General features: G+C 46.3%; 12 protein-coding genes, 2 tRNA genes and 2 rRNA genes. 8 read left to right on the top strand and 8 right to left on the bottom strand.

Annotation, left to right across the window (positions count from 1 at the left end):
- From ACHZCY_RS06995 to ACHZCY_RS06980, 4 genes are all read right to left on the bottom strand, one after another.
- Positions 1 to 2,473 (bottom strand): 23S ribosomal RNA (locus ACHZCY_RS06995); the annotation flags it as partial.
- Between the two features lie 231 nt (positions 2,474 to 2,704).
- A tRNA-Ala gene (locus ACHZCY_RS06990) sits at positions 2,705 to 2,780 on the bottom strand.
- A 164-nt stretch (positions 2,781 to 2,944) separates the two neighbouring features.
- Positions 2,945 to 3,022 (bottom strand) — tRNA-Ile (locus ACHZCY_RS06985).
- Positions 3,023 to 3,099: 77 nt separating this feature from the next.
- Positions 3,100 to 4,656, bottom strand: a 16S ribosomal RNA gene (locus ACHZCY_RS06980).
- Between the two features lie 705 nt (positions 4,657 to 5,361).
- Between ACHZCY_RS06980 and selA the strand changes: the two genes are divergently transcribed.
- The 4 genes from selA to ACHZCY_RS06960 are packed head-to-tail and all read left to right on the top strand — an operon-like array spanning position 5,362 to position 10,703.
- Positions 5,362 to 6,792 (top strand): L-seryl-tRNA(Sec) selenium transferase, encoded by a 1,431-nt coding sequence (selA, locus tag ACHZCY_RS06975; RefSeq protein WP_319548312.1) that lies wholly within the window; start codon positions 5,362 to 5,364, stop codon positions 6,790 to 6,792.
- Complete coding sequence (locus ACHZCY_RS06970; protein WP_319548311.1) at positions 6,792 to 8,897, top strand: tetratricopeptide repeat protein; 2,106 nt, start codon at positions 6,792 to 6,794, stop codon at positions 8,895 to 8,897. The genes selA and ACHZCY_RS06970 overlap by 1 nt, the downstream gene beginning before the upstream one ends.
- A gap of 10 nt (positions 8,898 to 8,907) precedes the next feature.
- Entirely contained in the window at positions 8,908 to 9,582 is a 675-nt protein-coding gene (locus tag ACHZCY_RS06965; RefSeq protein ID WP_319548310.1) for an LOG family protein, read from the top strand.
- Between the two features lie 38 nt (positions 9,583 to 9,620).
- Positions 9,621 to 10,703 (top strand): type IV pilus twitching motility protein PilT, encoded by a 1,083-nt coding sequence (locus ACHZCY_RS06960; protein ID WP_205221857.1) that lies wholly within the window; start codon positions 9,621 to 9,623, stop codon positions 10,701 to 10,703.
- Here the strand turns inward: ACHZCY_RS06960 and ACHZCY_RS06955 are convergent.
- The 4 genes from ACHZCY_RS06955 to ACHZCY_RS06940 form a co-directional block, all read right to left on the bottom strand.
- Entirely contained in the window at positions 10,690 to 11,190 is a 501-nt protein-coding gene (locus tag ACHZCY_RS06955) for a PilZ domain-containing protein (RefSeq protein WP_205221856.1), read from the bottom strand. The genes ACHZCY_RS06960 and ACHZCY_RS06955 overlap by 14 nt on opposite strands.
- Positions 11,191 to 11,454: 264 nt before the next feature.
- The gene (locus tag ACHZCY_RS06950) at positions 11,455 to 13,971 is read right to left on the bottom strand and encodes a DNA internalization-related competence protein ComEC/Rec2 (protein WP_319548309.1); all 2,517 of its coding nucleotides are present in this window, start codon (positions 13,969 to 13,971) and stop codon (positions 11,455 to 11,457) included.
- Positions 13,972 to 13,993: 22 nt separating this feature from the next.
- The gene (locus ACHZCY_RS06945) at positions 13,994 to 15,313 is read right to left on the bottom strand and encodes a 3-deoxy-D-manno-octulosonic acid transferase (RefSeq protein ID WP_319548308.1); all 1,320 of its coding nucleotides are present in this window, start codon (positions 15,311 to 15,313) and stop codon (positions 13,994 to 13,996) included.
- 84 nt (positions 15,314 to 15,397) lie between these two features.
- Positions 15,398 to 15,850 (bottom strand): DUF302 domain-containing protein, encoded by a 453-nt coding sequence (locus tag ACHZCY_RS06940; protein ID WP_319548307.1) that lies wholly within the window; start codon positions 15,848 to 15,850, stop codon positions 15,398 to 15,400.
- 226 nt (positions 15,851 to 16,076) lie between these two features.
- Here ACHZCY_RS06940 and ACHZCY_RS06935 point away from each other — a divergent pair, with 226 nt between their 5' ends.
- The 4 genes from ACHZCY_RS06935 (at position 16,077) to ACHZCY_RS06920 (ending at position 23,275) form a co-directional block, all read left to right on the top strand.
- Complete coding sequence (locus ACHZCY_RS06935; protein WP_319548306.1) at positions 16,077 to 17,060, top strand: AAA family ATPase; 984 nt, start codon at positions 16,077 to 16,079, stop codon at positions 17,058 to 17,060.
- The gene (locus ACHZCY_RS06930) at positions 17,057 to 18,403 is read left to right on the top strand and encodes a DUF58 domain-containing protein (RefSeq protein ID WP_319548305.1); all 1,347 of its coding nucleotides are present in this window, start codon (positions 17,057 to 17,059) and stop codon (positions 18,401 to 18,403) included. Before ACHZCY_RS06935 ends, ACHZCY_RS06930 begins: the two co-directional genes overlap by 4 nt.
- Positions 18,400 to 20,403, top strand: a complete 2,004-nt coding sequence (locus ACHZCY_RS06925) for a transglutaminase-like domain-containing protein (protein ID WP_319548304.1) — start codon at positions 18,400 to 18,402, stop codon at positions 20,401 to 20,403. The genes ACHZCY_RS06930 and ACHZCY_RS06925 overlap by 4 nt, the downstream gene beginning before the upstream one ends.
- Positions 20,404 to 20,986: 583 nt before the next feature.
- Positions 20,987 to 23,275, top strand: coding sequence for a mechanosensitive ion channel family protein (locus ACHZCY_RS06920; RefSeq protein WP_319548303.1), 2,289 nt, complete (start codon positions 20,987 to 20,989; stop codon positions 23,273 to 23,275).
- Positions 23,276 to 23,304 lie beyond the last annotated feature (29 nt).

The raw sequence follows: 23,304 nt of genomic DNA, 5'->3' as shown, positions 1-23,304 counted from the left end.
TGAGCGACGACCCTTCCATGCGGAATCGCCGGATCACTAAGACCTACTTTCGTACCTGCTCGAGATGTCTCTCTCGCAGTCAAGCTCCCTTATGCCTTTACACTCTATGGCTGGTTTCCAATCAGCCTGAGGGAACCATCGCGCGCCTCCGTTACTCTTTGGGAGGCGACCGCCCCAGTCAAACTACCCACCAGACACTGTCCCGGATCCCGATAAGGGACCGCGGTTAGAGTTCAAAGATAACAAGGGTGGTATTTCAAGGACGACTCCACACACACTAGCGTGCATGCTTCAAAGTCTCCCACCTATCCTACACATATTATCCCTAAACACAATGCCAAGCTATAGTAAAGGTTCACGGGGTCTTTCTGTCTTGTTGCGGGTAACCGGCATCTTCACCGGTACTACAGTTTCGCTGAGTCTCTGGTTGAGACAGTGGGGAAATCGTTACGCCATTCGTGCAGGTCGGAACTTACCCGACAAGGAATTTCGCTACCTTAGGACCGTTATAGTTACGGCCGCCGTTTACCGGGGCTTCGGTTCAATGCTTCGCTTGCGCTAACACGTCCCCTTAACCTTCCGGCACCGGGCAGGCGTCAGACCCTATACTTCGTCTTACGACTTCGCAGAGTCCTGTGTTTTTAGTAAACAGTCGCTCCCCCCATTTCACTGCAACCCCCGTAGGCTCATTATTGTAAAAAAAATCACCTTGAGGGCACACCTTCTCCCGAAGTTACGGTGCTATTTTGCCGAGTTCCTTAACCAGAGTTCTCTCAAGCGCCTTGGTATATTCTACCTGTCTACCTGTGTCGGTTTGCGGTACGGTCACCAATGTGAATGTATACGAGGCTTTTCCTGGAAGCATGGAATCAACCACTTTGTAGCCCATTTGGGCTTCGTCATAACGCCTCAGTGTTAACAAGATTCCGGATTTACCTGGAACCTCCACCTACACGCTTAAACCAGGACAACCAACGCCTGGATGGCATATCCTTCTCCGTCCCCCCTTATACAATCTCCACATCAGCGGTACAGGAATATTAACCTGTTTCCCATCGACTACGCTTTTCAGCCTCGCCTTAGGGGCCGACTAACCCTGAGCAGATTAACTTGACTACAGGAAACCTTAGACTTTCGGCGAAAGGGTTTCTCACCCTTTTTATCGCTACTCGTGTCAACATAAGCTCTTGTGATATCTCCAGCACACCTCACGATGCACCTTCTCAGACCTACACAATGTTCTCCTACCATCAAAACATAAATATTTCGATTCGTAGCTTCGGTACCATGCTTGAGCCCCGTTACATTTTCGGCGCGAATTCACTAGACCAGTGAGCTGTTACGCTTTCTTTAAAGGATTGCTGCTTCTAAGCCAACCTCCTGGTTGTCTGAGCAATTTCACCTCCTTTTCCACTTAGCATGGTTTAGGGACCTTAGCTGACGATCTGGGTTGTTTCCCTCTCGACCACGGAACTTATCTCCCGCAGACTGACTCCCGCGATGGAACTTGACGGCATTCGGAGTTTGCATGGAGTTGGTAATCCGGTGGGACCCCTAGTCCAAGCAGTGCTCTACCTCCGTCAGTCATTTCGCGAGGCTATACCTAAATATATTTCGGAGAAAACCAGCTATCACCGAGTTTGATTAGCCTTTCACTCCTATCCACACCTCATCCAAGCAGTTTTCAACCTACAATGGTTCGGGCCTCCAGTCGATGTTACTCGACCTTCACCCTGGACATGGATAGATCACCCGGCTTCGGGTCTACCCCATGCAACTCGACGCCCTCTTAAGACTCGCTTTCGCTGCGGCTACACCTAACGGCTTAACCTCGCTGCATAGGATAACTCGTTGACTCATTATGCAAAAGGCACGCTGTCACCCAAATAAATTTGAGCTCCAACTGCTTGTAAGCTGACGGTTTCAGTTTCTATTTCACTCCCCTCCCGGGGTTCTTTTCACCTTTCCCTCACGGTACTGGTTCACTATCGGTCACTAGGGAGTATTTAGCCTTGGAAGATGGTCCTCCCAGATTCCCACAAGGTTTCACGTGTCTCGTGGTACTCGGGGACACCCTAGGGTGAATCAAGATTTCGCGTACCGGACTATCACCGTCTATGGTCGGCCTTTCCATACCATTCCGCTATCTCTCATCAATCCCACATCGGGGCCCCACAACCCCTACAAGCAAGCTCATAGGTTTGGGCTAATCCGCGTTCGCTCGCCGCTACTGACGGAATCTCGTTTGATTTCTATTCCTAAGGGTACTGAGATGTTTCACTTCCCCTCGTTCGCTTTTATTACCTATGTATTCAGTAATAAATGATAGAGTTTGAACTCTACCGGGTTGCCCCATTCGGAAATCTCCGGGTCAAAGCCTGTTAGCAGCTCACCGAAGCTTATCGCAGCTTTCCACGTCCTTCATCGCCTCCTAGTGCCAAGGCATCCGCCGTCAGCCCTTAGTAGCTTAACCATAAGTCTTTTGTAAACTAAGTTATAACTCTAAACGCTATTTTTGTAGTACTCCCTCTCCTGTATTTACTTCTCACACTGACCTGACGGCCCTCGGTGAACATACAAAAAAGGGTCTACGATTTAGATACCCTGCTATTCAATTGTCAAAGATCTGTAAACTTATCTAAAAGTTTAAAGTTAGCACATGATTACAAAAAAATAATCATAGGCTAACCTTATGCTTTTAAAATGGTGGAGGTGAACGGGTTCGAACCGATGACCTCCTGCGTGCAAGGCAGGCGCTCTCCCAGCTGAGCTACACCCCCGTTTTAAACACTACTACATGCCCCATCTTTATTTGTTGTTCTCAGCCCGCATAGCATACCTATAGCGATCTGAGAACAACAAACAAACCTGAAGCACGTAGAAGCGTTTAAATACGCTCTCCGCTAACTCCAGAAAGGGGAGTAAAACCTGGATCAACTCAACCTGGTGGGCCTAGGTGGACTTGAACCACCGACCTCACGCTTATCAGGCGTGCGCTCTAACCAAGCTGAGCTATAGGCCCATGACCTTGATCTCTCAAAACTGAACAGTAAAACAAGCGGGGTTGATCCCTTTGCAGTCTAAGCTGCATATCCTTATAAAGGAGGTGATCCAGCCCCAGGTTCCCCTAGGGCTACCTTGTTACGACTTCACCCCAGTTACCAGCCATACCTTGGCAGCCTCCATCCCGAAGGTTTGGTCAACTGCTTCTGGTACAACCGACTCCCGTGGTGTGACGGGCGGTGTGTACAAGGCCCGGGAACGTATTCACCGTGGCATGCTGATCCACGATTACTAGCGATTCCGACTTCATGGAGTCGAGTTGCAGACTCCAATCCGGACTGAGACCGGCTTTACGGGATTCGCTTCAGGTCGCCCTGTCGCTGCCCTTTGTACCGGCCATTGTAGTACGTGTGTAGCCCTGGTCATAAAGGCCATGAGGACTTGACGTCATCCCCACCTTCCTCCGGTTTGACACCGGCAGTCCCTTTAGAGTGCTCAGCCGAACTGCTAGCAACTAAAGGCAAGGGTTGCGCTCGTTGCGGGACTTAACCCAACATCTCACGACACGAGCTGACGACAGCCATGCAGCACCTGTCACCAAGTTCTCCGAAAAGCACTCTTCTATTTCTAGAAGATTCTTGGGATGTCAAGACCAGGTAAGGTTCTTCGCGTTGCATCGAATTAAACCACATACTCCACCGCTTGTGCGGGCCCCCGTCAATTTCTTTGAGTTTTAATCTTGCGACCGTACTCCCCAGGCGGTCAACTTAATGCGTTAGCTGCGGCACAGAGGGGATCAACACCCCCTACACCTAGTTGACATCGTTTACGGCGTGGACTACCAGGGTATCTAATCCTGTTTGCTCCCCACGCTTTCGCACCTCAGCGTCAGTATTCAGCCAGAAAGTCGCCTTCGCCACTGGTATTCCTCCTGATATCTACGAATTTCACCTCTACACCAGGAATTCCACTTTCCCCTCTGATACTCAAGCCTAATAGTTTCAAATGCACTTCCACGGTTAAGCCGTGGGCTTTCACATCTGACTTATCAGGCCGCCTGCGTGCCCTTTACGCCCAGTAATTCCGAACAACGCTTGCACCCTCCGTATTACCGCGGCTGCTGGCACGGAGTTAGCCGGTGCTTCCTTTAAAGGTACCGTCAAACATACAAGGTATTAACTCATATGCATTTCTTCCCTTTTGACAGAGCTTTACGACCCGAAAGCCTTCCTCACTCACGCGGCGTCGCTGCGTCAGGGTTGCCCCCATTGCGCAATATTCCTCACTGCTGCCTCCCGTAGGAGTCTGGCCCGTGTTTCAGTGCCAGTGTGACGGATCATCCTCTCAGACCCGCTAACCATCGATGCCTTGGTAGGCTCTTACCCCACCAACTAGCTAATGGTACGCAGACCCCTCCTCATGCAGTAGCTTAAATCAGAGGCCACCTTTTCTTATTACGCTTATGAAAAACAAGAACATCCGGTATTAGTCCACCTTTCGGTGGGGTATCCCAGACATAAGGACAGGTTATCTACGCGTTACTCACCCGTGCGCCACTCTACTAGGTCTCCGAAGAAACCGTTCGCGTTCGACTTGCATGTGTTAAGCACGCCGCCAGCGTTCGTTCTGAGCCAGAATCAAACTCTCCAGTTTATATCCTAGCCACAATCACTTACGATTGGACTTACTTACTTCAAAAAAACCAAAATCAATTGGCCCGCTTGTTTACTGTTCAGTTGTCAAAGATCAAAGCCATTGTACATGGCCTCGGTATAACAGAAGTTATAACCGTATGTGCTGCCTGACCTATTAATATTATCAAGAGCATGTTGCTCACTGACGTTGGTCAAACAACGTGGTGGAACACCTTACTGCAACTGCGCTCTACCGTCAAGATTTTTTTGGCCGTTGGTGAAGCTAACTTTCGGCAACACAAAAGGAGTGATCGTTGATATTGGCAACGATCCTCAGTATGTTGCGTGGCGAACACGTTCGTCACGCAACGGAGCGGCAAACTACCTTACCGCGCCCTTGAAGTCAACCTCTTTTTTTTTAGCTGGTTAAAATCTGTTTTTAATCGCCAAGGGTTTGGAATCATTAAATAACTAACAATCCACTTCAAGCTTTGCCCACATGTTTTGTCAGGCACGGGGCGGGAAGCTACTCGATCTTCGCCGGGGCGTCAATAACTAATTTTCCTTTTCTTGTTTATTCAAAATATGCCTTGTTAAATGTAGAGGAATGAAGAGGCTTCTTATAATCCATTTGCCTTGAACAGAGGTTTTGACGTAACATGCCGGTTGTGACGTGTCGTTTTCTTCGGTGCTAATTAATAATTTTTGCTCATAATACTCTTTTATGTCTACTAAAAGTCATTTGTTACCTCTTATCCCAAATGTTAATGATTGTCTCAACATACTCGCCACTATCCCTGAGGTCCAAGGTATCCCTCGGGATCGCATGAAAAAATTAGTACGTCAATTTTTAGCCCAAATCAGAAAAAGTATTCAGGCAGATAATGATCCAGGTCCGCTTACTCTTGATGAAGACGGTATTCTTCCTCGGCTTACACAGTATGTCTGTGACGGGCATCAGTATCATTTCAGGAAAGTTGTTAATGCAACAGGGGTGATCATCCATACTAATTTAGGCCGATCCCTGCTCCCTGAAGCGACCATGGAATCTCTTTTCGTTGCCGGTTCGCGGTATAGTAACCTTGAGTTCGACCTTGCCACTGGAAAACGAGGCAGTCGTTATTCTCACATTGAAGATATTCTTTGTGAACTCACCGGTGCTGAAGCAGCACTGGTTGTCAATAATAATGCCGCGGCAGTCCTCATTGTTTTAGAAACACTAGCAAAAGGGAAGGAGGCAATTGTTTCCAGAGGCCAACTTGTAGAAATAGGGGGATCTTTCAGAATTCCTGATGTTATGGCAAGAAGTGGTGCGACTCTGGTTGAAGTGGGGGCAACCAATAGAACTCATTTAGCAGATTATCAAAATGCTCTTAGCCAAGATACAGGTGTCCTGCTTAAGGTACATTGCAGTAATTATCGAATAATCGGTTTTACGAGTGAAGTGTCAAATGACGCGCTAGTTGCTCTCGGTCATGAGTTTGATATCCCGGTTGTAGAGGATCTTGGGTCAGGTTCATTGATTGATTTAAGTCGTTTTGGTTTGGAAAAAGAGCCTACGGTCCAAGAGGCTGTTTCCTCAGGGGTTGATGTCGTAACGTTTAGTGGTGATAAGCTTTTAGGAGGACCTCAAGCAGGAATTATTGTTGGCTGTAAAAAATATATAGAACAGATCAAAAAGAATCCGCTTAACCGTGCATTACGGATAGATAAATTTACTCTCAGTGGCCTTGAATCCATTTTGAGATATTATTTAGATGAAGAGAAAGCCATTCAGCAGATTCCAACGTTGTCGATGATTGCCGAATCTACGGATCAGGTGCAAGTTAGAGCGGAAGCCTGCGTGAATAACCTAAAAGCAAAATGTAAGGGCCTTTTTCAGCTGGATATTGTAGCGACCACATCGCGAGTTGGTGGTGGAGCTATGCCTGAGCAGGGGGTTGAGAGTATTGCGGTGGCTATTCAATCAGAGTCGTTTTCTGTCGGTAAACTGGAGAAATTACTGCGTGGGCAACCTATACCGATCATCGGCAGAGTTGAACATGAGAGATTGTTGTTGGATATGCGTACGGTGGCTGAGGATGAAGTAGTGCTCATAGTTGATGCAATGGTTGCTGCAATTGAAAAAATGAAATCTGTTTCGGGGAACATATAATGTTATTTCCCTTACTCTATGATGATGATGCTCTGGCAATAACCGATTTTTTTATACTGCAGGTACCCTTTGCTCATTCCGTGGAAGCGACACTGCCTATTCCCGCATCTGTTACCTTTGCTACCTTTCAGAAAAATGAGCAACTACCTTGTGTTGGAGATACTCTTTCTCTGGCACCTAAGCAGGTCGCGGAATTGGAAGATGTCGCGGTTCCAACAAGAATGCACGGTGTGCTTATAGTACCGCTCACACTTGAGTCAACTGAACGTATAAGTGTGGTCATCAGTGATGCTGATCCTGCATTACTGGCAAAAATGTCGGAGCAGTGGCTTTGTGAATTACAAGTGATACTTTTGAAGCAACTTAAAAATGTGCGTAAAATCTATATTGATCCCGAAACCGGGATGTATAACAAACGTGCTTTGTGGTTGTTGAAAGAGTTGCAGCATGATGCCCTGTCTTCTTTTTTGTTTATTCATACAGGAATGTCGAGTAGGGCTGCTTCCGTCAACATGATTCGCTATCAGCAGGTGGCGGATTTATTACAAGCTGTAGTACCTGGGTATCTTTTTTCCTGCGGACTCCAAGTGTTTGGCGTACTTTTTTTTGATACTGCTGCGGAAAAAGCTGCCCAGGCGTGCAAAGTGTTGCAAAAGCATCTCAAGCGGGACGGTATGCGCAAGGTGCAAGTGGGAATTGCTTCAGGGAACATTCAGCAGAATATCGTGGAAAAGGCATGGGAAGGACTGCTTGTTGCTGAAAAACGTGGTCCGTTCGGAGTGTGCGATGCCGGGTCGCTTGTTGATCATCCTTTTTCATTGCCATCAAACCCACTGTTAAAAAAAATACAGCGGCGATGGCGCGGATATTCGCGATTTGCAGTAGCAGTTTTTGCCTGGGACGCAGCCGCTACTAACATGATAAGGGAGCAGGATGTGCTGGAAATCCTGCAAGGGAAGGGTGAATGTATTGGTAGCGAGCAGGGGCGAACATATGTATTCCTTCCGTATAATGACGATTTTTCTTTGCCGGTAATTACAGAACAGCTTAACAGCTGCAAGAAGGGGGCACATGTTTTACCGGTAAAAGGAGTAGGGATCGCCGAGTGGCCGACACTGGGTTATTCAAAAACGCAAACCCTTGTGAATTGTGCCAAGGCGCTTATGCACAGCTCCTTTTTAGAGCCGGGATCAGCGGTGGCTTTTGATCACTTAACATTGAATATAAGCGGGGATTATTATTTTGATGATGGTGATTTTCAAACTGCAGGCAAGGAATATCGTTATGGGCTTCAATTGCTCCCGGGGGATATCAATCTGCTTAACAGTTTAGGCGTTACTCTGGTTGAATTTAATCAATATAGTCGTGCTGTTGATTGTTTTAAGGCTGTCCTTCTGAAACATGAAGATAATCATATGGCCCTTGTCAATTTAGGTCTTGCCCAACAGGCTGTAGGAGCAAAAAGAGATGCCATGGCTACTCTGGAAAAGGCACGGCAAGTTATACCTGAGGGCGAAGTTGTTGGGGGAGAACTCTTTTTGCCATTGGGGAGGTTGTATACCGAGTTTGGCTGTACGGAGCAGGCAATTGATGTGCTGCTCCAATGGTCTTCCAGGTCTGGTTGTGAAAAGGAATTCCTCCTTTATCGTTTGCTTGGTAAAAATTATTTTACAAAAGGTGATTATACAAAAGCTATCGCCGCCTGCCAGCGAGCACTTCGGATATATCCACAAGACAGTGTTAGCCTGAGTTTACTCGGTGCGTTGTATGTAGTTGAAAAACAGGGTGATGATATCGGGCTGCGACTTTGCAAACAGGCGGTGAATCTTGACCCGGCAAATCCTGATAATTTATATCGCTTAGCCTTTGTTTATTTTCACACAGCAAAATGGAAAGAAGCCAGAGAGGCGGCAAACCTTTGTCTGCGGCGGCGACGCAATCATGCTGAGTGCGGTATCCTGGTGGCAAGATTGGATATGAAGCAAGGGCTATGCGTCCGTGCTGAACGACGCCTTATACAACTGTTGAAAAATGGAAGCGTTACTGTACGGCAGCAGGCGGAAATTGAACGGCGGCTCAAAGAAATCTCGGCAAACACCTTGTAGGGGACAATCAGTGAAAAAGCATCAGGTTAAAAGGGAAAATCAATATTGTCTCGATAATATGGAACGGGGCGATTCGTGGAGAATGTTTCGCATCCTGTCGGAGTTTGTGGAGGGGTTCGATACCCTGTCAGGATTGCAACAACCTGCAGTTACTATCTATGGATCAGCGCGCTCTACAGAGGACGACCCTTATTATCAACAGGCCAGACAGCTGGCTGCCAAATTAGCTACTCTTGGTTATGGCGTTATAACAGGAGGGGGGCCTGGTATTATGGAGGCTGCCAATCGGGGGGCCATAGATGTGGGGGGACTCTCCGTTGGCTTGAATATTGATTTACCCCATGAGCAGGAGTGTAATCCTTACGTTAATCTGCCGCTGGATTTCCGCTATTTTTTTGTCCGTAAAGTCATGTTTATGAAATATTCGATGGCTTTTATCTGTATGCCCGGTGGCTTTGGTTCATTGGATGAGTTGTTTGAGTCTTTGACACTGATACAGACACGAAAAATAAAACCTTTTCCGATCATCCTCTTTGGTTCCAGTTTTTGGGGCGGTCTCGTCGAGTGGCTGCATGATCAGGTGCAGGGGAGTGGAAAGATCGAAAATGATGATTTATTACTGTTTGAAATTATGGATAACGTAGATGATGTGGTACGATATGTCCGTAAAACATTGGTTTTTTAGTTGATATACTACCTGCATGCCGGTGAAAGGAGTAATATATGGCTCAGATTGACGCATTTTTTAAACTTATGAACGATGAGGGTGCTTCGGATTTACATGTAATGGCTGGTCAGCAGCCGGTATTGCGGATCCGTGGTGATATGGAGCGGGTTAAGTTTAAGGTTTTGGATAATGAAACCCTTAAACAGATGTTGTATGAGATTTGTCCGGAAGATAAAATTAAGATATTTGAAGAGACCGGGGACATGGATTTCGGCTACGAAATACCGGGTCTCGCCAGGTACAGGTGTAATTTTTTCCAGCAGAAGTATGGTATTGGCGCTGTTTTTCGTGAGATTCCAAGCGAAATTATGACCTGTGACCAACTGGGATTGCCAAAGGTTATTTCAAAACTTGCAACTTTACCCAAAGGCCTGGTGCTTGTCACCGGCCCTACAGGATCAGGTAAGTCGACCACCCTTGCCGCCATACTCGATGAGTGTAACAAAACAAGAAAAGACCATATTCTTACCATTGAAGACCCCATCGAGTTCGTCCATAAATCCCAGCAGTGTGTCATTAATCACCGCGAAGTGGGTACCCATACTAAATCATTTACAGCTGCACTAAGGGGAGCGCTTCGTGAGGACCCTGATATTATTCTTGTGGGCGAGCTACGCGACCTGGAAACCATTACCTTGGCCATGGAAGCATCAATGACCGGGCACCTGGTTTTTGGAACCCTGCACACCATGAATGCTATGAAAACAGTTGACCGTGTGGTTGAAGTCTTTCCGGCCAACCAACAGGGACAGGTTCGATCAACCCTGGCTGATGCCTTAAAAGCGGTGGTGTCTCAAACGTTGTTTAAACGAGTGGATATAAAAGGACGGGTTGCCGCCTTGGAAGTTTTAATCTGTACACCGGCGGTACGTAACCTTATACGGGAAGCGAAGACCTATCAAATTCCCAGCGTAATGCAGACAGGGAAAAAATACGGTATGCAGACCCTTGATGATGCCATTCTTGAGCTTTTACAAAAGAAAAAAGTCAGTGCAGAAGATGCTTACATCAACTGTTCCGAAAAGCAGAAATTTGTAAAATTTTTAAGAAAGGCACCGGTTGATTTTACTGAGATATAAGCTCTTCGGGGGGTTGGATCTCTTCCAACTTCCCATTTGTTTGGATACAGTCGGCAAGTAATTTTTTCTGTGCCTGGGTAAGATTAAGAAATCGGGCACCTTTGGTTGCTTGAATTGCAGCAACGGGTGTTTCGTTCTGGATTTTTTCAGGGGTCGATACAATTTCTACAGGTAGCTGCTCTATCCCCGTGCCGGTATTACAGTTAAAAATGTCAACTCGCAAAGTTTTGTGAGCCGGCAGGCAGCAACTGAGATTATCAAAGCTGATGCCTCCTTGACTGATGTTTTTTATGCGAGCAAACTGGGGTTTGTCGCCGGGTATGCGCAATAAAAAAGAAGCTGGAAGCAGGAACCTGTTGTGTCTGCGTTGTTCGGCGGATATGGTGCACAGTCCATAGGAAGTGAGCCGTTGCCCACATTCAGTGCACACCAGTGGCGAAGCAAAAGAGGTGCGCTCCATCCATGAGTTCTGCCCCCTGCTCATCATTTTTTTTCCACCACAGCAAGGACATCGTTTACCCAAACATACCATTTTTTCATACTCCAATGTTGATGGTCGAATGATGTGGAGGGAGAAAATATTGCATGCAGCGATAAATTTCAAGCAATTAATCAACCCGGATTTCTCTTCAATAAAGTGTTTCGCAGGGCAAGGCACAAGCCGCGCAGTAGGTAGCGAAGACTCCGGGTAGCGAAGACTCCGGTGGTAAATTACCGCACGTGGTTTGTAGGGTAGATTCTGCGGAAAAATTTATTGGAAAACTATTTTTTTCCCTGAAAAGGTGCTGGCCTGTAATGATTTTCCATTGGTGTTGCAGGTAATAGTGCCGTCTGCAGCGGTTATGAGAACGGGTATTTTTTGTTTTTTCCATTGTCTGATATGCTTGCTGTGAGGGTGTAGACCTTTTTTGCTGCTTCCTGAGGAAACGAGAATTAACTGTGGACGAGTTTTCTCGATGAAAGTAGCACTGCTTGAAGTAATACTGCCGTGGTGAGATGCCAGAAGCACATCGGTTGCGAGAGTCTGATGACGGGTAAGTAAAATATCTTCTGCTGTTGCAGGGATGTCGCCGGGAAAGAGAAAAGTTCGAGAACCGTGCCGTAAAAGGAATACCAGACTCTGTTCATTGGAAGACCACTGTTTATGCTCATCCAGCAGTCCTCTCATTCCAAGGCATGATAATGTGTATTGTCTGCCGGTGGAAATGATAGTGCCGGCTGTTCCCTTTATAAGGGCAACGTCTTGCTGTTGCGCTATGGAGAGAAGCCTTTGGTAGGGCTTGTCATCTTTTTCTTCCTGCCCGTTGATGTACAGCGTATCGGGTGAAAACTGGCGCAGTAAAAAGGGGATGCCGTTAAAATGGTCGGAATCCGGGTGGGAAATGAGGATGCTTTCAAGGTGCCGGATTCTTTGTTTGCGAAGAAAAGGAGCAATTACGCTTCTGCCGATATTAAAACGTGTAGAGTGGGCACCCCCGCCGTCAATGAGGATGTTTTTCCCATCAGGTAGCTGTAACAGGGTGGCATTCCCCTGGCCAATGTCCAAATAATGGATTCTGGTCTCCTTGCTGTGGCGTGGATGCCAGAAAGAGGAGGTGAAAGAGAGCATGAGTAGAGACGACATGCTTGCGATACCAACAGCCTTCAGAGCGTATTTCTGCTGAAAGTTGCCCTGTAGGCATAAGGCAATGACTACATAATAGAGAGCAATTTCATAATATGTAGGGGTGATGGTCCATACCGATGAAAATGGGAAAGCGGCGATTGCAGCGGTACTTTTTACTGCCAGCCATAGACCTGCCTGGCCGATTTTCAATATCAAGAGTGCTAACTCAGGAGCCGGCTGCATAAAGAGAAGCGCAACTAATCCTGCAGGAAGCGCCCAGAGGCAAAGGAGCGGTTCCAGAAGCAGGTTCATCACCGGGCCGACAAGAGATGTTTGATTAAAGTGGAAAAGCATTATTGGGAGAGTGCCAATGGTTGCAGCACAGGAGACAATCAGTAAAGAGAGAATGAGTTTGCCAAATGAAAATTTGCTCCCTTTTTCGGTCTGCTTTTCATCAGAAGAAGAGAGCGGCAATTTAGGGAGGATGGCGGCAATGGCAATAATAGCAGCAAAGGAAAGTTGAAACGAGGCTGTTGCCAGGGCAAGTGGTTTGTAGATAAGCATCAACAAGGCTACCGCAGCAATCAAGTGCATCAGATTTTTTCTTCTTCTTATGAGCAGGGCATAAAGAGCTAGTGCTGCCATAAGGAAGGCTCGTAGAACCGGAGCATTTGCTCCGGCGATTAAGCAGTAAGTGAAAAGAAGTGGTAGTGTCAGGCATACAGCCATGGTCGGGACATGGGTATGCAGGAGCAGCCATTGCGAACGTTTGCCTAAAAAGGTCAGCAGCAGTGCTGTTATGCCGCCTAATAGACCTAAATGGAGGCCTGAAATTGCAAGCAGGTGCATCGTGCCTGCGTTTTTAAATTGTTCAATAATCTGCAAGGGGATATTGCCGCGGTAACCAATGAGCAGGGCTTGATACAAACCGCAGATTGTCTTGTCTAAATGGGTGTAGAGAAAAATAGCAATTTGCTGCCGCACGCGTTGCGGTGCAAAACGAACTTTTTCCCATAAAGAGGAGTTGCTGCCGACAAGTCCGAGTATGCTTGCCGATGATTTGATCCATCCCGTTGTGTAAATTGCTTTTTCTGCGAGATAAAGTTCGTAGTTAAATGCTCCCGGTGTCTGGAAATTTCGAGGGGGGGAAAGGGTGGCAATAGCCATTATTTTCATACCTGGTTGAAAGGTACCTGTCAGATCATGCCTGATTGCCAGTTGCAGTTTACCACATGTGGGTTGAAACTTTTTGGACTGTTTGTGCAAAGAGTGGAGCAGTATCTCTTCCGCTATCACGGTGAATCTACTCTTTTCCCCATTATACTCAACCATGGTGCTAATGGTGCCGACTACTGTTGCCTCCCGGCTCTTAGTAATGAGATTGGCGATATGATTGTCTAGTTGAGGTCCTTGAAGCGCATTGTTGGTCAGTGTAACACCAAGCAGGAAGAAAAGCGCTATACAGGCAATCGGTCCATAAGAAGTATGCAATCGCCTTGAAAAAATGAGTCCCCATAGCGGGAAGGCAAGAAAAAACGGAAAGATAAACAGTGACAGTTTAGAGGAGGGAAGGGCAAGAGTGAGAGCAGAACCGGTTACATACCCGATAGCAACCCATGGGAGCAGAGTATCGGAAAGTTTTCGGTTGAAAGCGACTACCAAATAATGATCTCCTTTTTTTACTTCACTTCCCCAGTTTGGGGGGAAGTAAGTCTAGAAGTAAGTCCAAATGACGCCTCACCACTCCTTGATTGGCGCGGACCCACTGCCTGGCCTGTTTTCCTTTTTCTTCCCGGTACAAAGCGTCGGCAAAAACATGAGTTAAGGATTCCAGTAACTCTTTCTCTCCGGGAACTTGTATCCCGCCTCCACAATGAACCAGTTCCGCTGCGATTTCTGAAAAGTCCTCCATATGGATACCAAAAAAGACAGGGATTGCGAACACGGCTGCCTCTAAGGGGTTATGCCCTCCCAGGGCAACAAGGCTGCCGCCGATAAAGGCTGCATCTGCCAGCTGATAGGCAGCGGCCAATTCGCCAAGAGTGTCAAGTATGAGGAGGTCGTAGGGTGCGTCGAGGGCTAAAGAGGTTTTTTGGGCGCAGCGGAAATTGTAGCTGTGCGCCAGTTCGAGGAGTTCGCCGCTTCGGCCTATGTCCCTGGGAGCAACTATAAGCTGCAGTTCGGGGAAAGTGTTTTTGAGCCTGGCAAATACATTAAAGAGAATTGTTTCTTCACCATCATGGGTCGAGCCGCATATCAGCACCGGTGCATCGGGGAGTAAACCATAATACTGCTTAAGCTGGGAAACATCAGTATCTGGTAGAGACTCTTTCAGGAGAAGGGTATCGAGCTTCAGGTTTCCCAACGTATGAATTTTTGACGAAGTTATTCCCAGTTTTTGCAAATTCTGACAATCGTTCGCAGTCTGCATGCTGAGTACGGTGAAGCCGGAAAAAAGGGGCTTGAAGAACCAGGCAAATCGACGGTACCTTATAAACGACTCCTGTGAAATTCGCCCGTTGACAAGCACTGTTGGGATGGATTGTCGGTTGAGCAGGAAAAGCCAATTCGGCCAGAAATCTGTTTCTGTCAATATAAAGATATCGGGCTGTATAGACCGGATAAAGAGGTTAATCGTTAGCAGGAAATCCAGCGGTGCTGCAATGACAGCATCTGCGTGTGGTTTGATAATAGTATCGGCAAGAGTCTGCCCTGAACGAGTGGTCGTTGAAAAGACGATCAATGCATCGGGGTATTCAGCGCGCAGTCCTTTCACCAGGGGCAGGGCTGAGGTGGTCTCACCTACGGACAGGGCATGTATCCAGATGGTTTGTTTGTAGGGATGTTGTTGATGGATAATGGGGAGTCCCCAACCCAGACGTTTAGCGATTCGTGTTCTATATTTTTGTTTTGAGAGAACACCTACCAAGAGCAGTGGTAGAAGCAATAGACAGCCAAGTGTCACAATCAGGTTATAGAGCAGTATGGTGCAATATTGAAGCAATTGCAAATCCTTGGGTGGTGGTGATTAGAGATGTAGCGAGTCTGCAGAATTGTTTGTGCGGTTGAGGATCTTACCTCGCTGGACTTATTCGGTTGAGGCTGACAGGCTAATCGATGCCAGGACTTTTTCCAGTTTTGCTATAATCTTGTCGCATCCTGAAATAGTGTGGCGGTCACGCAGGTATTGGGGACTGTTGTAAGTAATCCATACCTTGCCATCTTTATCTTCCCAGACCAGCATTTTTTGTGGCAAGTCTATAGCCACAGTCTGCTGACATTTCATCAAGGGTGCCCCGACAACCGGATTACCGAAAATAAGGAGCTCCGTCTTCCGTAAATCAATGCCGGCGAGTTTAGCGCCTTCGGAGTGCTTTATCCGATTGAATACCGTCAGCCCTTTTTTTTGCATTATAATTTCCAGTCGATCTGCTGTTGCCTGTACTGAGAAACTACTTGCTACATTCACTGTGCCATCAACTGCTTGGGCTGAAACGGTCATGGAAAAGAAGAGCAGAAGAACAAGGAATATTTTTTTCATGTTACCTCCGGAAATTTCTTGTAGTTGTTACCCGTTATTAGGGTACTGTTAAAGTATAAAAACTACCCAGGGAGACAATCTTTTCTCTTACCCATAATATGGGCACAGGCTTTTTGAAAGGATAAAAAGACAGCTTCTTTTTTTTAGGAGTACGGCAATGTCTTTGAAGAATATTTTGAAAAATATAATTTTTCAAAGTACCCCCAATTAATAACGAAAATTAACCATGGTTGAAAATACGATGGAAATGAAAACAAAAACATTGCCTGCGGATTTTTCCCAGGCTTTTGACGTGTATACCCAAGTTTCAGAGAAGATCCAAACTATCATCAGGGGCAAAAGCGAAACTGTACGATTGCTGTTGGCAGCTTTTTTTGCCGGTGGACATGTTTTGCTGGAGGATGTGCCTGGCACGGGAAAAACAACTATTGCTAAAAGTCTGGCTCAATCTATTGATATGGCCTTTGGCAGGCTCCAGTTCACTCCTGATATGCTGCCGTCAGACATTCTAGGTGTCTCTATTTACAGACAAAATAGTGGGCGTTTCGAATATATTCAAGGCCCAGTTTTTACAAATATATTGCTTGCTGACGAGATTAATCGGGCAAGCCCACGGACTCAGTCTGCCCTGCTTGAGGCTATGGCAGAGCGGCAAGTGACGGTTGAGGGAAAGGTTTACGCTTTGCCTGTACCGTTTTTTGTCATTGCTACCCAGAATCCGGTGGAGTTTCACGGAACCTATCCTCTTCCCGAGTCCCAGATGGATAGGTTCATGATCGAACTCTCTCCTGGTTACCTTGATAGAGATGCAGAAGTAACAGTGCTCGGTGACCAACTTGTCGACCATCCTCTGAACTCGGTACTTCCGGTAAGTTCGGAAAAGCAGGTCCGAGAGGTCACCAGATCACTTGCCCACATCCGAATTTCAGAAGAGCTGCAGTACTATATTGTAGATGTGGTCAGCGGGACGAGAAAGGCTGAAAGTGTTTTGCTTGGTGCCAGTGTCAGAGCATCGCTTGCTTTAATGAGAATATCTCAGGCTCTGGCCCTGTTTGGCGGCAGAGAATACGTCATTCCAGATGACATTGTGGAAGCAGCGCCATATGTGCTTGCACACCGACTGCAACTAACTTCCCAGGCGAGGTTTTCCGGATTGACTGCCCGGGGAATTATTCATTCCATTCTTGAGCAGATTCCTCAACCCCGATGAGGTACAGGTTCTATACCCTTTACAGGGTCGTTGCCGGACTGAAGCAACGATTGCATGCCAGGACCACACCCTTGGGCAGATTGTTAGTCCTGTTCACCGTGTTGGTGATGGTGTTTGGGTTGAACACCAGACAGACCATGATGTATCAACTGGCCACGATTTGCTTTGGGGTGATGATTGTTGCCTTTTTCATGTCTTTTTTTTCCACCCCCAAGGTGAGAGTACGGAGAATACTGCCCAAAACCTGTACCACTGGAGAAAAAATTGCCTACGTGCTGGAGGCGGAAAATAACTGCCCCCAGGCAGTAGCTGGTGTTTTTTTTCGAGAACAGGGAGGAAGCGGTCTGCCGACCTATCAGGAATATCTTGTTTGTCTCAAAGAAGAAGGGAGCAAGCGAAATGTCGTAGACAGCAAATTGGGTTATTACCAGTGGCGGGATCTGTTGAGAAAGATAGTTGGTGTCAAACTGGAGTCCCACCAACTGCCTGACTTACTTCCAGGTGAAAAGAAAGCTGTAGAGATTTCATTGGTGCCATTGAGAAGAGGCTACCTTTCTTTAACCGGTTACGTGCTCTTTTCTCTGGATCCTTTTGGTCTTTTTAAAAAAAGTTTTTTTGTGAGTGCTCCTAGTAAAATGCTTGCCCTGCCCCAGCGCTATCCTGTGGTATCCGGACAACCACCAAAATCAAGAAAATACCATCAGGGGGGGCTGACAGCCGCAGCAGGGAGTGGCGATATAGGGGAATTTGTCTCTTTACGTGAATATTTTTCGGGTGACCCGGTCAAGCATATTGATTGGAAAGCGACCGCTAGAACGGGGGAAACCATTATCAGGCAGTTTGAAGATGAATATTTTTCCAGATACGGGGTGGTGGTCGATACCTATACGACTCAGCCTGGGGGTGCCGTTTTTGAGGATGTTCTTTCCGTTGCAGCATCGATAATCATTGATCAGGATATCACGACTAACCTTGTTGATATGTTTTTAGCTGGTCAGTCAGGTGTGGTCTCGTTGTCTTGCGGAAGAGGTAATACTGATCAATATAGTCTCCTCGAAGCGCTGGCATGCGCTGATGCCTGTAGCGCATTTTCTTTTCAGACCATGACAAAAACGCTCATGGCGAATCTCCCTCTGTTGAGCGGGGTGATTCTCATTCTCCTCGATGTTGATGAGCAACGGTTAGATTTGGTACGCCTGTTGGCTCAAGAAAAAAAAAGCTGCAAGGTCATTGTTGTTACAGCCGATGAACAACTTACCCGGAAAAAACTGCACCGCCACATGCTGCATGAAGCAAAGATTTTTCCTGTTGATGCGGCAATAAAAATTGTTGACTTACAATGAGTACTCCTACGTTACTGCTCGCTGCTGCAGTCCTTTTTTGGGGGCTGGAAAGTAAACATGTTCTTATTGGTGTGCTGCTGGCAGCGATTATTGGCGCAGAGCATTTTATGGGAAGAAGATGGAAGTTGGAACAGGATGATTTTATACGGGTTTCCGATCTGACATCCATCATTTTTCTGGCTGCTGCGGCAATTGTTCTGATTAATGTGGATAAAGTATATTTTTTAAAGACAGTGATCGTCTGGCAGCCAGCTGTTCTGCTGCCGCTGCTTCTTGCACAAATTTATACAGGGCAGAGCGAGATTGTTATCGGCACTCGTTTTGGATTTCGGCGTAAGCAAGCTTATGCCCATGAGCCCTTGGATTTTAAAATATATTATTTGGGAGTATGCCTTGTTGCCGCAGCCATGGCCAATAGCCGCTCTCTTCTCTTTTTCCCCTTTGCCTCGGGATTACTCTTTTGGTTGCTTTTTGTTAATCGGGGGCGCCGATTTTCCAGATTTGTTTTTTCTTTGGCTTTTATTGTTGTTTTGCTTGGTGGCTTTTTTGGGTTCAAGGTTGCCGAGACCGCGCATCAGTACGTACGGGAGAAAACCAGGCATCTGATGCGCGCATATTATGCGGGGAAGTATACCGATCCATTTCAATCCCACCTCTCCTATGGCAATATTGGGCAATTAAAATTCTCGGGTAAAATTATATTGCGGGTCACGAACAATGGGATCTCGCCGGGACTGTTACGGCAGGCAAGTTATGCGACGTATCATAAAGATACCTGGCACAGTAAGAAACAGTTCGAATACCTCTTGCTCCGCGACTTAGGCTGGGATTTGCAACCGCAACCGCACAAGCCCGACAAGCAGGCAACCATAGAATATTATCTTCCCAAAGAGCAGGGATTGTTACCTCAACCCTATGGCAGTTACCGGGTAACAGGGACCACTCTTTATGAACTCTCTCAAAAAAAGGATGGGATTGTGAGGATTGTCGATGGGGCTCCGTTAATACGCTATACTATTTTTTTTAGTCCTGATGTATTTCCACCTGTTGACATACCCTCGTACAGAAATCTTGCTGTGCAGCAGGATGAAAAACGTTACCTTGCTCCAATCGTAGACGGCTTGCAACTTGATCATCTTACAGTTGAGGAGAAGATACAGCAGGTACGACAATTTTTTGGAGACGGTTTCACTTACTCCTTACGTTCCGTTGCCCCTGGACAGTATGCTTCTGCGCTTGAGCGTTTCCTGCTCTCTGATCGTTCGGGGTATTGCGAGCTTTTTGCGACTGCTACAGCACTCATGTTGCGGCAGGCAGGGGTTCCCAGCAGGTATGTGACAGGATATGTGGTGTCAGAGAAAAGCACCTTGGAAAATAAATATGTGGTGCGGGATCGGCACAGTCATGCCTGGGCGGAAGCCTTTGTCCATGGCCGATGGGTGGTGGTGGATACTACCCCGGCCAATTGGTTAGCTCTGGAAAAAGAAAATGGAGCCAGGTTCGAGAAGTTGCAGGATCTTTTTTCGTATTTCAAATTAAAATACGATCATTTCCGCATAGGAACAGAGCAGAATTATACAATAGTTCTGACTGTAGTTGTTGTCATACTGACACTTATCCTCATTTTTCGGATCTATCGACGAATGAATGCGCAGACCAGACGGGTTGAAGCACAGGTGGAGAGGCAAAAGGTGACGGTAGTGGACTCGCCATTTTATAGGGTCATGGAAAAGGTGTCAGAGTACGGGATACCGCGCAAGCAAAATGAGTCTTTTTTATCCTGGGCCGAAAAAATTGAGCAGCAACATCATATTGATATTGTTGCCCTCACCCAGATGTTTCATCTGCACCAGCGGTTACGGTTTGACCCCGAAGGCCTGAAAAATGATGAGCAGAAGCATTTGTCGCAACTTACCGCAAAATGGCTTGCGACCTATGGAGCAATGACGCCGGCAGACAGTGCATTTGAACAAAACAGTGCTTTGCCTGCTACTGATTAAGGGTCTCTTGAACAGTTGCTGATTCGTCCAACTTCTTTGTTCCATCCAACATTGTATCTTCTGAGATAAGCGAAGAATCCGATATTAAGTGTATGCCTGTGTTAACATTTTCCCCATCCCTTGTTCTTCATCGAAAATGCTAATTTTTCAAGGTACCCTTTGCTTTTTGCATGAGATAACGAAATGCTTTTTCTTTTTTGCTCATAATTTCAGGTGGGTGACAGTACGTTATTTTGTTGCGCGGCAATAGTCCTGAGAAATGAAGATATATGCAGATAGTGATATGCTTTTGCATACTTTTATTATGTTGAGCCAACGGCTTTAGCTGCTTAATCAGTTCCCCGTCGAAATCATAACAAAACCGCAAAGAATGTATGCAACAAATGAATTTGACAAATAAATTTTGAAACAGCATAATTTAAGTTCCACCCGGTATGAATTATCCAGTTCGGATGGAGACTCTGTGCATACCGTGCATTTACTTCTCTAAAGAAAATCGAAAGATATATATATCGTTTTAGAGCAGATGTCCTCTGGGTACATTGCCTCAACTCATTAACCACAAATGCCAATGGAAATAGTTATGCGTAAACTGTTATATCGCAAGTTCTTTGTTGTCGTGCTGTTTTTATTTTTATTTAATATTTCCAGTATTTTAGCTGGGGAAGGTCCGAACTTTGCTGATGGTCAGCAACTCGTAGTGACCACCACTGTTGGCGATAGCAGGCACCGTGAAGCTAATGGGCAAGTATATCAAAAAAGTGATTTTTTAAGTGGTTGGCTCCGTATGCTTGACTCCCTGCCCCAAAGTGAAGATGAGGCTGGAAAAAGGGTTACCGTTGTGTCATTTGTATCTAGGGTGCCTGGAGATATTACGACAGTCCTCAATGAGTCCGGCGGCGAAAAAGGTTTGTGGGGAGTGGCACGTATGTGTCTCTTGTCCATGGTCTCTATTGCCATTGGATATCTTGCAATGTTATGGGCAAACAGAGCATTTCAAAAATATATTATGCGGCTGCAGGCGGTAAACATTCCCAACGATCAATTGTGGGCAAAAATCACTGTATCCTTATTACATCTGATACCAAAGTGTGTGGAACTGTTTATCGTTGGGATTGTATCAACAGTCTTTTTTGTGCTGACAGTGGGGTGGATATCAGTTCACAATAAAATGCTGTTCCAGCTGCTGCTGGGCACGTTTTTGATAACAAGATTTGTCGTCTTTTGCACCAGGGCTGCATTTTCGGCCGATGATGCAGGTAACCGTCTGATATCAATTCCTACAGAGCTGGTCACGCCCATTGTAAAAATAGTGGGATCAACGTTTTCGATTGTCTTTATCGGCGTATTGTTTATCCGTTATTTTATGGAATTGGGCGTTCAGGAGCAAACCGTATCATGGCTATTTATTGGTTTTGGAACGTTGATGATGTGTTCGATCGGTTATCAATTGTTCAGCATGCAAAAACAGGTTGCACTTGTGCTTAAAGAGGGGGCGGAACAGGAAACCTTAAAAATGCAGCTGGCAGATTACTGGCTCTTTCCTTTCCTGTTTTACCTGTTGGTATGCTGGGGTATCTGGGTAGCGCAGGAGCTTACAGGCACAGCTTTGCATGATGGCGCTCTTATCGGCAGCGTATTAATTCTGCCAATCTATCTGGGAGTCATCAGTATCGGCAAGGTAGTGATATGTTCGGTTGTAGACTCACTGGATCTTTTTGCAGCCAGTGAACCTGCAATTTGGGAACAGCAATCACCTGTGGGTGCTGAACAGGAGCAGCAAGCCAAAACTTCGGAGGAGAAAAAACGAGAAGTTGTCGACAAGGCATACTTATTTTTTAAGGCATTTGTTTTTTGTGTACTCGTAGCGTGGCTGCTCAATCTTTGGGGCTACCCATTACCCTTTGCTCAACATGCGATAAGGGCCATATTCGAATCGCTGGTCGTGCTTACCCTTGCTTTGCTTTTCTGGCAGTATGCCTCATCGTATATCGAGAAAAAGATAGAAGATGCTACTCCCAAAAATGACGCAAGTGCTGAAGATTCTGACGACGAATTCGGTGGTGCAGTTCCAACTGGCCGAAGTCATACTCTTTTGCCCATGCTACGGAAAGTGATTGCCAGCGTATTGATTGTAATGGTTGTCCTGGTGGTCGTTTCATCTTTTGGGGTGAATATTGGACCATTACTTGCCGGAGCCGGAGTGGTGGGGCTTGCAGTCGGTTTTGGTGCCCAAAAACTTGTTTCCGATGTTCTTTCCGGTTTCTTTTTTCTTTTAGATGATGCCTTTCGAGTTGGAGAATATATCCAGGCCGGTTCCATTAAAGGATCGGTAGAGGCAATATCACTCAGAAATGTTCTGTTGCGGCACCATCTTGGAATGCTCCAGGTCGTACCGCATAGTGACCTGGGAACTATAACCAACTTTATGCGTGGCGGTATAGTTGTCAAGTTTCCCTTGGAGTTCCCTTATGATACCGATGTTGACAAAGTTCGTAAAATCATCAAGAAAGTCGGGCAGGCTATGCTTAGTGAACCGGAATTTTGCGATGATTTTATCCTGCCTATAAAGTCTCAGGGGGTCAATGAAATAGCCAATTCTGTTATGGTTATTAAAGTCAAATTTACGGCCAAGCCGGGCAAACAGTTTCTTATTAGACGAGAAGCGTATCGGCGTATTACTGAGGCATTAAATGTAAAGGGTATTTATTACGCTCACCGTAAAGTTATCGTGGACTTTCCAGAGGAAGCAAAAAATATTGATCTGGCATCGGAAGAGGCCAAAAAGATTGCACAGGCTGGTGCTGCTATTTCGCTGGAGATGGATATAGAACAAGAACAACAACTAGCTGAAAACGAAGGGAAAGAATGAACAGAAGTTGGGGGTACTTGATAGTTTCC

The sequence above is a fragment of the Desulfogranum marinum genome (genome assembly GCF_963675105.2).
Taxonomy (GTDB): Bacteria; Desulfobacterota; Desulfobulbia; order Desulfobulbales; family Desulfobulbaceae; genus Desulfogranum; species Desulfogranum marinum.
This window is presented reverse-complemented; position numbering and strand designations above follow the sequence as displayed.